General features: G+C 52.0%; 15 protein-coding genes. 4 read left to right on the plus strand and 11 right to left on the minus strand.

From position 1 onward, the window contains the following. Window positions 1–9: 9 nt before the first annotated feature. The 5 genes from murA to EVJ20_RS08695 form a co-directional block, all read right to left on the minus strand. The gene (gene murA, locus EVJ20_RS08675; RefSeq protein ID WP_070328207.1) at window positions 10–1,263 is read right to left on the minus strand and encodes a UDP-N-acetylglucosamine 1-carboxyvinyltransferase; all 1,254 of its coding nucleotides are present in this window, start codon (window positions 1,261–1,263) and stop codon (window positions 10–12) included. Window positions 1,264–1,289: 26 nt separating this feature from the next. After that, the gene (gene fsa, locus EVJ20_RS08680) at window positions 1,290–1,940 is read right to left on the minus strand and encodes a fructose-6-phosphate aldolase (protein WP_070328208.1); all 651 of its coding nucleotides are present in this window, start codon (window positions 1,938–1,940) and stop codon (window positions 1,290–1,292) included. Between the two features lie 218 nt (window positions 1,941–2,158). Beyond that, window positions 2,159–3,013 (minus strand): class II fructose-1,6-bisphosphate aldolase, encoded by an 855-nt coding sequence (gene fba / locus EVJ20_RS08685; protein ID WP_131464610.1) that lies wholly within the window; start codon window positions 3,011–3,013, stop codon window positions 2,159–2,161. A 155-nt stretch (window positions 3,014–3,168) separates the two neighbouring features. Beyond that, window positions 3,169–3,531, minus strand: coding sequence for a response regulator (locus EVJ20_RS08690; RefSeq protein ID WP_070328210.1), 363 nt, complete (start codon window positions 3,529–3,531; stop codon window positions 3,169–3,171). Window positions 3,532–3,638: 107 nt separating this feature from the next. Next, complete coding sequence (locus tag EVJ20_RS08695; RefSeq protein ID WP_161567013.1) at window positions 3,639–3,983, minus strand: YxeA family protein; 345 nt, start codon at window positions 3,981–3,983, stop codon at window positions 3,639–3,641. A gap of 111 nt (window positions 3,984–4,094) precedes the next feature. Here EVJ20_RS08695 and EVJ20_RS08700 point away from each other — a divergent pair, with 111 nt between their 5' ends. Next, window positions 4,095–4,547, plus strand: coding sequence for a hypothetical protein (locus tag EVJ20_RS08700; protein ID WP_131507920.1), 453 nt, complete (start codon window positions 4,095–4,097; stop codon window positions 4,545–4,547). Between the two features lie 44 nt (window positions 4,548–4,591). On the opposite strand, the gene EVJ20_RS08705 is transcribed toward EVJ20_RS08700, so the two are convergent. Continuing rightward, window positions 4,592–6,247: a glycerol-3-phosphate dehydrogenase/oxidase gene (locus EVJ20_RS08705; RefSeq protein ID WP_070328213.1), complete on the minus strand. Its 1,656-nt coding sequence runs from the start codon at window positions 6,245–6,247 to the stop codon at window positions 4,592–4,594. Window positions 6,248–6,504: 257 nt separating this feature from the next. Between EVJ20_RS08705 and EVJ20_RS08710 the strand changes: the two genes are divergently transcribed. From EVJ20_RS08710 to EVJ20_RS08720, 3 genes are all read left to right on the plus strand, one after another. Continuing rightward, window positions 6,505–7,620: an NADH-dependent flavin oxidoreductase gene (locus EVJ20_RS08710; RefSeq protein WP_070328214.1), complete on the plus strand. Its 1,116-nt coding sequence runs from the start codon at window positions 6,505–6,507 to the stop codon at window positions 7,618–7,620. A gap of 264 nt (window positions 7,621–7,884) precedes the next feature. Continuing rightward, window positions 7,885–8,097, plus strand: coding sequence for a hypothetical protein (locus EVJ20_RS08715; protein WP_070328215.1), 213 nt, complete (start codon window positions 7,885–7,887; stop codon window positions 8,095–8,097). A gap of 39 nt (window positions 8,098–8,136) precedes the next feature. Beyond that, complete coding sequence (locus EVJ20_RS08720) at window positions 8,137–8,904, plus strand: helix-turn-helix transcriptional regulator (protein ID WP_070328216.1); 768 nt, start codon at window positions 8,137–8,139, stop codon at window positions 8,902–8,904. On the opposite strand, the gene EVJ20_RS08725 is transcribed toward EVJ20_RS08720, so the two are convergent. The 5 genes from EVJ20_RS08725 to EVJ20_RS08745 form a co-directional block, all read right to left on the minus strand. Further along, entirely contained in the window at window positions 8,896–9,450 is a 555-nt protein-coding gene (locus EVJ20_RS08725; protein ID WP_131464618.1) for a GNAT family N-acetyltransferase, read from the minus strand. The two genes, EVJ20_RS08720 and EVJ20_RS08725, sit on opposite strands and share 9 nt — an antisense overlap. Before the next feature lie 42 nt (window positions 9,451–9,492). Then, on the minus strand, window positions 9,493–10,308 hold the full coding sequence (locus tag EVJ20_RS08730; protein WP_236633442.1) for a TVP38/TMEM64 family protein: 816 nt from the start codon (window positions 10,306–10,308) through the stop codon (window positions 9,493–9,495). A gap of 151 nt (window positions 10,309–10,459) precedes the next feature. Next, window positions 10,460–12,055 carry a CTP synthase gene (locus tag EVJ20_RS08735; RefSeq protein WP_070328303.1) on the minus strand — a complete coding sequence of 532 codons (1,596 nt, stop codon included), beginning with the start codon at window positions 12,053–12,055 and terminating at the stop codon, window positions 10,460–10,462. A 235-nt stretch (window positions 12,056–12,290) separates the two neighbouring features. Next, complete coding sequence (gene rpoE, locus EVJ20_RS08740) at window positions 12,291–12,770, minus strand: DNA-directed RNA polymerase subunit delta (protein WP_070328219.1); 480 nt, start codon at window positions 12,768–12,770, stop codon at window positions 12,291–12,293. Between the two features lie 89 nt (window positions 12,771–12,859). Next, window positions 12,860–14,170, minus strand: coding sequence for a hypothetical protein (locus EVJ20_RS08745; RefSeq protein ID WP_131490245.1), 1,311 nt, complete (start codon window positions 14,168–14,170; stop codon window positions 12,860–12,862). Window positions 14,171–14,190 lie beyond the last annotated feature (20 nt).

The raw sequence follows: 14,190 nt of genomic DNA on the forward strand, positions 1-14,190 counted from the left end.
TCCCCTTTGTTACTCGGACATCTCATCGACCCAGACGAGGGCGCCGAGTTGTTTTAGTTTGCCGACGAAGTCGACGTACGAGTCGTTCAGACGTTCCGCATAGAGAACCGTCGACTCTCCCGTTGCCTGCAAACCGGCCAAGACGAGTGCCGCGGCGCTCCGCGCATCGGCAGACTCCATCTCAGCGTTCGCAAGCGTCGTCCCGCCACGAATGACGGCCGACGAATCTTCAAGCGTGATTTGCGCGTTCATCCGCCGCATTTCGGCGATATGACGGAAACGTTGGACGTATAGCTTATCCGTCACGACGCTCGTCCCGTTCGCTTTCAACAAAGCGGCTGACATGATCGGTTGCAAATCGGTCGGATAACCCGAGTAGTGGAAGACGCGAATATCAATCGGCTCAAAAGCTTTCGCCCGAACCGTGATCGCTTCTTCCCCGACCTCGACTTCAGCACCGTAATCAACTAATTTTTGGATGACCCCTTCTAAATGGGTCGGAATAACGTTTCGAACCGTCACTTCCCCTGCAACCGCACCGTAAATCATAAACGTTCCGGCTTCAAGGCGGTCTGGGATCAGCGTATGTGTACAGCCGTGCAAGCGTTCGACCCCTTTAATTCGAATCTCATCGGTCCCGGCACCGATGACGTATGCACCCATCGATGTCAGCATCGTCGCGACGTCGACGACTTCCGGATCAGTCGCGGCATTTTCAATGACGGTCGTCCCTTCGGCAAGGACCGCGGCGAGCATCGCGCTCACCGTCGCCCCGAATGAGCGAAGGTCGAGGTAGATCCGATTGCCGGCCAACTTGTCGGCGTTGACGTGATAGAGACCCGACTCGTTCTCGACTTTGATGCCGAGACGTTCTAGCGCTTTTAAATGTAAATCGATCGGTCGTGGACCAATCGCATATCCCCCTGGTAATCCAACGGCCCCTTTCCCAAAACGAGCTGCGAACACACCAAGTAAGTAGACAGCGGCCCGGACTTTCCGAGTTTCTGAGCCGAGCAGCGGCATGGCGACGGCATCTTTTGCATGAAGCGTCATCCGCTCCCCGTCCCGCTCGATTGTCACCCCGAGTTCTTGTAATAGGCTGAGCATCACTTCGACATCTTCGATGACGGGGACGTTCTCGATTGTCACCGGTTCTTCGGTAAGAAGTGCTGCGACGAGACAAGGCAAGGCACTCTGTTTGGCGCCACTAATGTCAACTGTTCCTTCAAGTTTCTGCTGTCCAACGATATGGAGAATTTCCACGATGATCAAACCTTTCTACGACGAACTTATTTGGATTGAGCGTTATTCCAATCCGCTAAGAACTGCTCAATCCCTTTGTCAGTGAGCGGATGATTCATCATCTGTTCGATGACTTTGTACGGTACCGTGGCGATATTAGCACCAAGTAGAGCTGCTTTCGTCACGTGGACCGGATGGCGAACGGACGCGGCGATGATTTCCGTATCGATGCCATGGATGGCAAAGATATTCGCAATCGTCTCGACGAGGTCGAGACCGTCGTGGCCGATATCATCAAGGCGACCGATGAACGGCGAGACGTATGACGCACCCGCCCGAGCTGCTAAGAGCGCTTGGTTGGCGTTAAAGATGAGCGTCACGTTCGTCTTAATGCCGAGCTTCGAAAGCTCATTGACAGCAATCATACCGGCTGCTGTCATTGGTACCTTAACTGTAATATTCGGCGCGATCGCCGCGAGTTCCTTTCCTTCTTTGACCATACCCTCTGCGTCGAGTGCAATAACTTCCGCACTGACTGAAAGGTCCCCGACGACCTCACAAATCTCACGGAGCCGCGTATGGAAATCGACGCCTTCTTTCGCGACGAGCGACGGATTCGTCGTCACGCCCCCGATGACGCCCATTTGGTGGGCTTTCTTGATGTCTTCCACATTTGCCGTGTCAATGAAAAAACGCATGTACATGTCCTCCTCGAATCGGATTGTAATCGCTTACTCTCTTATTATGAGGAAATCGACACGGAATTGCTATACCCTTTACGTCAGCGCGGCGATGCCGAGCATCGAAGCGGCAAGCAAGATCATCCCGGCGAGCGTCCCGACGGCCCATGACTTCCTATAATTTTTTTCAACAAAAAAGCCAGTTCTCACGAGGAGAACCGACTGATGTGACAAGATTACGCTTGGTTGCTTGAACCAAACTCACGCATTTTACCAGAAACGACGTTGTAGATCGCTTCGATACCAGGTCCGATGACTTTACGTGGGTCATATACTTTCGAGTCAGTGTTAAGCTTCTCACGTACCGCACGAGTCCATTCTTGTTGGCACTCTGTGTTGACGTTGATTTTGCTGTGACCGAGCTCGATTGCTTTTTTGATTTGGTGCTCAGGGATTCCTGAACCGCCGTGAAGAACGAGTGGCGTTTTCGTCGCTGCTGCGATTTCTTCCATCTCTTTGAAGCCGAGGTTTGGCTCGCCTGCGTATTCTCCGTGTACAGAACCGAGTGCCGCTGCAAGAGCGTCAACTTTCGCTTCTTTAACAACACGGACACACTCGTCGAGGTCAGCGTATTGTACGCCGCCAACGACGCCGTCTTCTTCGCCGCCGACTGTGCCAACTTCCGCTTCAACTGAAGCGCCTTTAGCGTGTGCGTATTCAACGACTTGTTTCGTCATTTCGATGTTTTCTTCGATCGGGTGGTGTGAACCGTCGATCATAACAGACGTGAAACCAGCGTCGATCGCTGCTTTACACTTGTCGAATGAAGAACCGTGGTCGAGGTGGATTGCAACTGGAACAGTGATGTTGTAGTCGTGCATGAGACCTTCAGTCATTTTAACAACTGTTGTGAAGCCCCCCATGTATTTTGCTGCACCTTCTGATACACCGAGGATAACTGGTGATTTCTCGTCTTCCGCAGCGCGAAGAATCGCTTGCGTCCACTCGAGGTTGTTGATGTTGAATTGGCCGACTGCATACTTGCCTTCGAATGCTTTGTTAAGCATTTCTGTCATTGATACTAATGGCATAATGATGTCCTCCTCTGTTCGCTGTTGTGCACTGTGGGAAAAGTGACCCTGTGCAATTCGTTCCCATTATAACACACGTCAAAACTTGTGCCTATGCTATTCGCATATAGAAATGGCCCCGCGCAAGCGTTTACATATGTCATCTTCGTGACGATTCACTGAATGCCGAGCACTTCTTTCACTTTCTCGATCATGCCGTAAATATCGAACGGCTTCTCGAACTGAGCCGTGATCCCAAGGCGGCGCACTTCTTCGATTGTCGATTTTTCCCCAAATGCGGTCATGATCATGACCGGTGTGTCGATGTCGTTGTTCCGCATGTTCCGTAACACTTCATGCCCGAACATGCGCGGCATGTTCATATCGAGCAGCACCAAATCGTAAGTACTTTGTTCTAGCTGTTCCCAAGCGCTCAAGCCGTCCTGGGCCGTGTCGACCTCGATACCCAGATTTTTAAACACTTGGGCGAGCATCAAGCGAATTCCATCTTGGTCGTCTGCGATTAGCATGCGTGACATCTAGTTACCTTCTTTCCGTAGCTTCTATAACTTTGTGCGATAATATAACCATACCAAAATCGTTTTCGTTTGGCGACGCGTCATTTTCTAAAAGAAGGAAACGAGGCTCACGTCCCCGCCTCCCCCGCTTGCTCCATTTTCAATTCAAAGGGAACGTCTCGTTCGTCGGCGATTTCATACGACGTCACCGTCCCTTCATCCTTCACGTACAATTGCAAAAAATCACCTTCTGCGAGCCGTGAGTCAGACGTGAATGTGAGCGAACGCTTTTTTCGTTCCTCATCATAGCCGATTGTCGTATACACATAGTCCGTCCCATCTCGCTCCGCCGTCTCCACCTTCGGGATTTTCACATAATATGTATCCGCGAACAGACGGTCCAAATCGATGACCAACCATCCGGCAAAGACCGCGAGACAGACTGTGACGATGAGTACTCGGTTCCGTTGCATGTGCATCCCTCACTTCTATTGATCGCTATCTTCCAATACCATATATGAACGATTCCTAAACGCAACGCTTCTTGTTATACTCGACGTACAAGACATGATGGGAGACACGACATGAAGCATTTATTCGGATTTTTACTTTTTTTAGTGACGCTTGCCGGAGGTGTCGCCATCACGGCTGGGACGTTCGGAGAAGAGCCGTCCGCCGACGCGTATGAAGATGTTTATGAAGACGATATACCGCTCGCTACTTCAATAGATGCGGAATTAGAAGACGTGCCCGAGACGTTCAAACTCATCTCCGAGGTTTTCGACGAACCGATTTCAGCAGAAGACGTCGAGCGCATGCATCTACTCGTCTCCAATCCAGATTTAGACGAGGCGACCGTGCATCCGCTCGGTGAACTTGAAGTCACGTATGACGGACAGCCGACAACGCTCATCGTCGAAGCGGAAGTGTATCGCGAGGACGGAACGTATATTGCCTTCTATTTTTCGGGCGACGAGGAGATGGTCTTCGCAATCGATGATCGGATCACAGCGTACTATGAAGAATTAGGCATATGAAAAGGAACTTCGCTCGCTTGAGCGAAGTTCCTTTTGGTTTACGTTTAGTCGATCGTGACCGGGACGACGGCGAGGTCGATCTCTTTCTCGACTTCTTCCCGCTCCTCGGCGAGACGTGCATCCGACCATTTGAAGACATCGGCCATACAGCGCAAGACACCGTCTTTATAGTCTCTGACGAAGTCGATGTCGAAGAACATCGCCCCTGTCCGACGGACGAGGAAGTCGATGGCACGGACGACCGACTCTTCTTCGATGCCGTACATCAACTGCGCGTAGACGATCTCGGGCAGGTCATAAGCGTTCGTATCCATCCGCTCGACGACGCGATCGATGTTCGATCCGTAGAGACGGACTAACTGCTCCGCTTTCACGTCATCGAAACCAAGGTTTTTCAGCTCGTCTTTCTTCTTCGTCAAGAAGTCGTCAAAGCCGTTCGAACCGCCCACATGTCCACCCGACATCGGCATATGTTTCGTCCGTGAAGCGAGGAAGACGATGCCCTCTTCTTGTTTGAGTAGCTTCGCGACGAGATCGACGACCGTCTCAGACATCTTCCGGTAGCCTGTCAACTTACCACCGGCGATTGTGATCAGGCCGCTTTCCGATTGCCAAATCTCATCTTTCCGTGAGATCTCGGACGGGTCTTTGCCTTCCTCATAGATGAGCGGACGGATGCCGGCCCAGCTTGACTCGACGTCATCTTCCGTCAACGACACATCCGGGAACATATAGTGGATCGCGCCCAAGATATAGTCGCGGTCTTCTGTCGTCATGCGCGGATGCGCCTTATCCTTATCGAAGAACGTGTCGGTCGTCCCGACGTACGCTTTGCCGTCACGCGGGATGGCGAACACCATTCGGCCATCTGGTGTATCGAAGTAAGTCGCTTGTTTGAGCGGGAACTTCGATTGATCGATGACGAGATGAATACCTTTCGTCAGACGAAGCATCTTGCCTTTATTCGAGCCGTCCTGCTCACGGAGCACGTCGACCCATGGGCCGGTCGCGTTGATGACTTTTTTCGCATAAATTTCATACGTCTTCCCGTCGATTTGATCTTCGACGTTCACGCCGACGACTTTGCCTTGCTCGTAAATGAGACCGGTCACTTTCGAGTAGTTTAAGAGGAGTGCGCCATGGTTCGCCGCTTCTTTCGCGACTTCGATCGTCATGCGCGCATCGTCCGTCCGATACTCGACGTAATAACCGCCACCGACGAGCCCGTCTTTTTTGACGAGCGGTGACTTCTCGATCACCTCTTCCGGCGTCAACATCAAACGGCGCTCCGCTCGTTTGACGCCGGCCAACAAGTCATACACCATCAGCCCGAGCGCTGTCGAGAGCGGTCCGAACGTGCCGCCTTTGTGCATCGGTAGAAGCATGCGCTCTGGCGTCGTGACGTGCGGTCCGTTCTCATAGACGATGGCGCGTTCTTTCCCGACCTCGGCGACGAGTGCGACTTCGAACTGTTTCAAATAGCGCAAGCCACCATGGACAAGTTTCGTCGAGCGGCTCGATGTTCCAGCCGCGAAGTCTTGCATTTCAAGAACCGCCGTCTTCATTCCCCTTGAAGCGGCGTCGAGGGCAATCCCGGCACCGGTGATGCCCCCACCGACGACGAGGATGTCATGACGCTCACTCGTCAATTGTTCGTATCGCTTGGCACGTTCTTTTGCTGAGAAGTTTCTGATTTCCATCTTATTCCCTCCTATAATGAATCCGGTTCGTATAAACAAAGAGACCACAACAAAACAAGGCTTCGCCCTCTATGTCGTGGTCTCTCTGTAATCTCCAACCGGTTATCAACTTTTCTCCTGTATTATACCCTATTCTCCATTCTTCAACCATCGACCGGCTCACTAGACACGCAACCTGCCCGACCGAAAGCGTCACGCTCGCAATTTGAAATTCAGAAGACTAGACTTCAAAGTATCACTACGAAGGAGGAGTTTTCATGAAACGCATGTTACAATCTTTTCAATTTAAAAACGGCGTCGAGCTTCATAACCGGCTCGTCCTTGCGCCGATGACCCATTATTCGTCCGAGCCGACAGGTGAGGTTTCGGAGCACGAACTCGCCTACTATCGGAAGCGAGCGAAAAATGTCGGTCTCGCCATCACGGCGTGTGCCTATGTGACAGAAGACGGTAAAGGATTCCCGAACGCGTTTGGCGCGAGCGACGATCACTTCATCACCGGTCTCCGTCAACTCGCTGAAAGTTTGAAGGCGGAAGGTGCCAAAGCCATTCTGCAAATCTTCCACGCTGGGCGCATGTCTCCTCCAGAGCTCGTCCCGAACGAACAACCCGTGAGCGCAAGTGCGGTCGCACCCGTCCGTGAAGGTGCCGCCACACCGCGTGCCCTCGAGACAGAAGAAGTCGAGGCAATCATCGAAGCATTCGGTGAAGCGACACGCCGTGCCATCGAAGCCGGATTTGACGGCGTCGAGATTCACGGAGCGAACACGTACTTGATCCAGCAGTTCTTCTCACCGCACTCAAACCGCCGAGACGACCGCTTCGGAGGCGACGTACAGGCGCGTCTCACGTTCCCGCGTGAAGTCATCCGTTCTGTGAAAGCCGCGGCGAAAGACGCTGACGATTTCTTGATCGGCTATCGCTTCTCACCAGAAGAAGTCGAAGAGCCAGGTATCACGCTCGACGACACGGACGTATTGATCGACATGTTGCTCGAGGAAGGACTCGACTACCTCCACGCCTCGCTTTGGAACTTCAATATCGGTTCGATGCGCAACGAGAACGTGATGGAGCGCTCGATCGACCGGATCGCGAAACGCATCAACGGTGCCGTCCCGCTCATCGGAGTCGGACAACTTCAGCGCCCTGGTCAAGTCGAAGACGCTTTGAACGTCATCGACCTGGCCGCGCTCGGCCGCGAACTCATCATCGACCCTGACTGGCTTGAAAAAGTGCAAACGGATCGTGAAGATGAAATCGAAACGGCGCTTGACTTGAACAAGCAAGCCGAACTCGCTGTCCCGGCCCCACTTTGGAACGCCATCACGACACGTGCCGGCTGGTTCCCAATCAAAGACGAAGCAGTCAAATAAGCAAGCTGTCCGCAGACATAAGTCTGCGGATTTTTTATTGCGTTCGGAGACGAGACCGGAATGTGACACAAATAAGTCTCTTCAGACACAATTCCGTCACATTTATCATCTTTTTCACCACTCCTTTCGTGTTGACCTAACTTTCCAAGCATTCGCCCCATTCGTAAGCTAAGGACAGGAAGCGTTTCCTCATTGAGACCGCGGCTCGAGACCAATCATTCGTTCCGTCTGTCTGTTTGACCTTGTTTTGAAAGGGGCATATATATGACAAAAAAGCCGTTTGATCTCGATGTACACAACAAACAGCTTAATCAACATCACCAGCGCACAAAACAAGCGGCTGAAACGTATCGCAACAAAAGCAAAGAACTCGAACACCACCTCGAATCATCCACACGTTCCCGAGAAGAAGCACTCGCCAAAGAAATCGCCGAGCTGAAGCAGGCGACGATGCGAAACGCTCAACGAGACAAATGAACGATTCCCGATGGTACGATGAAAGAAGTGACTTGACCGGTGGAAAACAAAATCGAACGCCAATTTATGAACCACTTGCAGCGCGACAAAAACTTATTTGCTGACTTTCAGCTGCTCGATAACTTTTATGCGCTCGACCAACAGATTGTGAGTGCGCTCCGGAGCGCCCATCCGGTCCGGGCCGAGCAATTGCTTGAAACGTTGACGTTCGACCTTTTGAAACTTCCGGTCACGGATGAATATAGGAGTGTCCGCTTCTACTATCGCGGACTCGTCTATCACGTCATCCGCATGATCCCGGTCGACAACCCGAACGTCCAGACCGCGCTCACTTATACGAGTGCGCTCCTCATCTTGATCGACGAACTGACGACGACGCTCGACTTCATCTATGCCGTCCCGGTCATCGTCGATTCCTTGACGAAGATGATGGCTTTCTTGTCTCCACCCGTATCGACCAATCCGAACGTGACGACGATCATCCACTTGATCGAGGACCATCTGCAAGAACCGGCGTTATCGCTCCCTTGGATCGCCCAACGAATCGGTATGTCGAACAACTATCTGTCGGCCCTGTTCAAACAAGAAGTCGGGGAAAGTGTGCCAGAACGGATTCGCAGGCGACGGATCGATGCGTCGATAGCCGACCTGCTCGGTACGAATCTGCCGATTTGTGCCATCGGCGAAAAATACTGTTTTACCTCTTGCACGGCGTATATTACCACGTTCAAGACGTACAAGCAGATGACCCCGCTCCAATACCGCCAATTGTTTCTCACGTCTAAAAAGCGCGACGCCTCAACTTGAGACGTCGCGCTTTTGTTCGTCTTCCCATTCTTCCCGAAGCATGCCCATCCGAATCGAATCGTAACGCTCACCACGGACGACGCGGACGCGCCGCATCCGACCTTCGAGCTGCATGCCGATCTTTTCAGCGACGCGCACCATGCGCTCGTTCCCTGACCACGTCGTCAATCCGACCCGGACCGTCGAGAGCGTGTTAAACAGATGGTCGATCCAAAGTTTGAGCGCCCTCGTCCCGACACCTTGATTCCAGCGGTCTGACTGATGAAGGATGATCCCGACTTCGAGCCATTCCTTCCCGGCGTCCTCATAATAGTAGGACACCGTACCGAATACCGTCCCATCGACTTCGACGACCCACATGTCGTCACGTCCGACGTGGCGGTCCGCCTCCTCCTGATACGCATCATAACTTTGCGCGCGATGTTCAAAATACGGTGCGTCCCACCGTTTCCATTCGGGCGCCGCTTCTTTGTAAATCAATTCCCATAACCGTCCCAAGTCGCGCGCCTCGATCGGTCGAATGATCAGGTTCTCATCTCGATACATAATCTCTTCCTCTCCGTATATGCTCTTCACTCATTCGAGACGTCAGTTCGAATTCCCTTTTCTACGTTTGCGCCAGACGAGCGCCAAGATGACGAGGATCAAGCTCGCCGTCACCGAGACGACCGCGAACGGGCTCGTACCGGTCACGAACAATTCACCGAGCGTGACCGAATAAGCTAATCCGAACGACGTGACGAGCTTCGCTCCGGCTGCGATCATCACGAAACGTCCGAACGGTACGCGGCTGAATCCGGCCGCCAAACAAATGACTTCGTCCGGTAAGATCGGGATGATGAACAAAACGAGCAAGACACCGAGACCGTACTTGCCGACATAACGGTCATACGTCGCGAGCTTATCCGCATCAATCAAGTGCATGACCCGCTCCCGTCCGAACCGCGCGAGCCCGTACATGACGAGGATGCCGAGCGTCGTCGCGACACTGCCGATCATGGCCGCGCGCAACGGACCGAGGGCGACACTGCCGATCGGGACGCTGATCGCTTCCGGGACCGGCAACGCGATCGGCTGCAGGAAACTGAAGGCGGCGAACACCCAGACCGCATGAGCCTCATAACGTTCGAGCAGACGATCGAGCCCATACGTATCGTATAAGATGAGACCGAATGAGACGTAATAGATCAAGACAAATAATAAAAACAACGTGAATGTCACTTTCAACATCTGCTTCAAATAGACGCTCGACCCTTCACGGATCGACCGCAACAGACCGATCGATAGAGCCAACAGGACAACCCCGGTCCATCCGAGTTGATACGGCAATAAGAGTGTCGGCAAGACGACGAACGGCAATATGCTCAACGCGACTAATGCGACCCCATACCCCCAGTAAATCATGTTTCGTTCCCCCATGTGACATCGCCCTCTCCCCGTTCTACTCTTAGTTTACCCGGATTTAGGTGAACATGTATCCATCCTAAGCTGTTGAAGCGGTCAGTCTTTTGCCCTAGAAAAAAGGCCACGACCGAAAACGGTCGTGACCTCTCCCTCACTCTGCGAGTGCTGCTTGGATGAAATCGTGGAACAAGCGCTGCGGGCGCTCAGGACGCGAAATCAATTCTGGGTGGAACTGTGACGCGACGAACCACTTGTGTTCTGGAATCTCGATGATCTCGACGAGACGGCCGTCCGGGCTCGTCCCCGAGAACTTGAATCCTTCCGCTTCGAACGCTTCACGGTACTCGTTGTTGAACTCGTAGCGATGGCGATGACGCTCATAGACGAGCTCTTGGTTGTAAGCGGCGTGCGCTTTCGTGCCCGGCTCAAGTTTACAAGGGTAAAGGCCGAGGCGGAGCGTACCGCCGAGGTCCTCGATATCTTTTTGCTCAGGAAGAAGGTCGATAATCGGGTAGTTCGTCGTCGGATCGATCTCCGCCGAGTGGGCGCCGTCTAACTTCAAGACGTTACGGGCAAACTCAACCGTCGCGAGTTGCATCCCGAGACAGATCCCGAAGAACGGGACGTTGTTCTCACGCGCATAACGCGTCGCTTCAATCTTCCCTTCAATCCCACGCTCGCCGAAGCCGCCCGGGACGAGAATACCGTCGGCGTCGCCGAGAAGCGCATCGACGTTTTCAGCCGTCACCTCTTCTGCGTTGACCCAGTCGATGTCGATGTCGGCGTTGAACGCGTAACCGGCATGTTTGAGCGATTCGGCGACCGAGATATAGGCGTCGCGGAGTTCGACGTATTTTCCGACGAGCGCGATCTTCACTTTCTTCTCGAGGTGCGTGACCGTATGGACAAGGTTTTTCCAAGCCGTCATGTCAGCCGGTGGCGTGTTGAAGCCGAAGTAGTCGTTGACGAGCTGGTCCATGCCTTGTTTTTGAAGGTTGAGCGGCACTTCATACAACGTCGACGCGTCTTGTGCCTCGATGACCGCTTCTTTGCGTGTGTCGCAGAAGAGGGCGATCTTTTCACGCATCTCTTCCGGGATATCATACTCGGTACGGAGCACGATGATGTCCGGCTGGATTCCGTAACTGCGGAGCTCTTTGACGCTGTGTTGTGTCGGTTTCGTCTTCATCTCGCCAGCTGCGCGAAGGTATGGGACGAGCGTACAGTGAACATACATGACGTTTTCTTTGCCGATGTCGTTCTTCACTTGTCGAATGGCCTCAATGAACGGAAGCGACTCGATGTCCCCGACTGTTCCACCAATCTCTGTGATGACGACGTCCGCGTTCGTCTCGCGGCCGGCACGGAAGACGCGGTCTTTAATCTCGTTCGTGATATGCGGGATGACTTGGACCGTCCCCCCGTTATAGTCACCGCGACGTTCTTTTTTCAATACCGTCGAGTAGATGCGCCCCGACGTCACGTTCGCGTTTTGCGACAAGTTGATGTCGATGAAACGCTCGTAATGTCCGAGGTCAAGATCGGTCTCGGCGCCGTCGTCCGTGACGAACACCTCACCGTGCTGGTATGGGCTCATCGTCCCTGGGTCGATATTGATATATGGGTCAAACTTTTGAATCGTTACGTTCAAACCTCGGTTTTTAAGCAGACGTGCGAGTGAAGCGGCTGTGATCCCTTTACCGAGTGAAGATACTACCCCACCTGTTACGAAAATATACTTTGTCATCATCATTCTCCTCTCTTGAATGCCCACATCGGGAAACGAAAAACAAAAAAAGCAAAAGTGCCCCCACTGACATGGGGGACACTTTTGCTGCATCGTACGTGCTAAACTAGCCCATGACTAATTTACGTCAGAGACGATGCAGTCGTCAAGTTATTATTTTTTTCTTGGTTACGTGTGCCAAAAAAGAAAAAGAGACACGCCTAGCCGGGACAAATGCCCGGCTTTTTGCGGTCTCTTATAAGTCGTCCTCGTCTTCAAGGTCGAGGTCGTCGTCTAAGTCGTCGTCCTTGAACTCGTCAAGGTCTGGTACTTTTTCAGTTTCATCATCCGCATCAAATTCAGATGCATCGAAATCTTCACCTTTAGCAAAGACGTCAAGGTCGTCTTCGATGTCGACGATGCCTTCGTCCGTCTCATCGAGATCTTCCTCAAACTCGTCGAGCTCGCCGCGTTGGCGTGCCTCGATGACGAGATCTTCGTCTGACTTATCGAACGGATACCAAACACGAAGCGCCCAACGGTTAGCTCCCAAGTTGACGAATAGTCCGTCGATGTTCATGTCCGTGTAGAGTTGCGCGATTTTCTCGAGCTCTTCCTCTTCACTTGTGAACGTATAGTTTTGTCTGATCTGCTCGCGGATTTCATCAAATGAAACTGGTTGCTCCCCAGTCTTTTGAAGAATTTCGTAAACAAAATCGATCAACGATTTATTCATTAAAGGACACTCCTTTTCCGTCACTAGTTAAACATCACTCCTCATTATAAACAAAACCGATATAAAAAAGCTAGAGGAAATTATTTCGGTTACGCTTGATTTTTATTGACGCGTTGCCAATAGATTGTAATCAATCCAACGTTAAACAACCAAGTCAGACCGAGTACCCCCATCATCCAGCCGCGAGGAATTTGAAACGACAGCTCGGCATTGACTGTCTGTCCAACGTAGAGACCATAGCTTAATATTCCGACCATCAAAGCGGAATAGGCGACGACCATGCCAAATCGTTTCCATAGTTGAAGCAGTAACGAAGCAAACTCTTTGTTGTCTCCATAGTATTCATATAAGTAGACGTGCCCGGCACTTGAGTACATCGTTTGAACGTAACCGCTCACGAACAGGACGGGAATGAACACGAGCGGTTCGATGAAACCTAAGAAAAACACCAGAGATGAGACGAACAGGACGAGATAAGGACGGCGAGCCAACTCGAAAACGCGACTAATCAATACCCAACCGATAACCCCTGCCAAAAATGGGACAAATACATAGAAGAGGAGTACTTGAAACGAATATAGGGCGAGACTGACGAATACGGCACCGATCAATGTCCATCCCCCGAACAAGCCGACGACGAACGCAAGCAATTGGACTTGTCGCGTCCTAGTCGCGCTGACGTATGTTCTCGTCCGTTCTTGGAACAGAACCCAGCCCACATATCCTAGTAAAATGACCATCAACAAAAATATTTCAATGTAGCCTCTCGTTCCTTCTAACAAACTAAGAAGACGGCTCACTAACGTAAATAATGTGACGGCGATGAAGGCGCCCACAAACTTTACCGTCGTCAATGTCCAAGTTGCCGTTTTTTGGAGTGGCAATTTTCTCACGAATAACCATGGCAGGACGAGGCTGACAAGGAATAAGATGACGGCCCCGTTGTAAGATTGGGTGAGCGTGTATGAGAATGCGGCGATCCACGCAACGAGTGCCAATACGAGCGGCAATGAACTCCCTTTGTCCTCCGTCGGTTCTTTTGGTACAGACAGTTCACTCAGTTGGGACAAAATCGTCGTCATGATCGACCCGACGCCAATTGAGCCGACGCCGACTAAAAATGCACTCAACTCAACGGCCCATTCAAACGGCAACAAAAAGCAGATCAGTCCGCCGACCAGTACCCATAAAGCAATCAAAAACGTCTGTTTCGACCCGAGACGACCGATGACATAAACCCACAACAATAGACCCGACATACTCGCGACATAAAAAATCATGAATGGGATTAAACCCCCGGCGCCTTCTTCTAATGCCATGACTGACAAATACAAAATTTGCGGGAGGATTTGGCTGCTGAGCGCACTCACGATGGTCAACAAAACAATAACGTTTTTCATGTGCGTCCCCTTCTTTCTTA

Source organism: Exiguobacterium sp. SH0S1, assembly GCF_004337165.1.
Lineage (GTDB): Bacteria > Bacillota > Bacilli > Exiguobacteriales > Exiguobacteriaceae > Exiguobacterium > Exiguobacterium aurantiacum_A.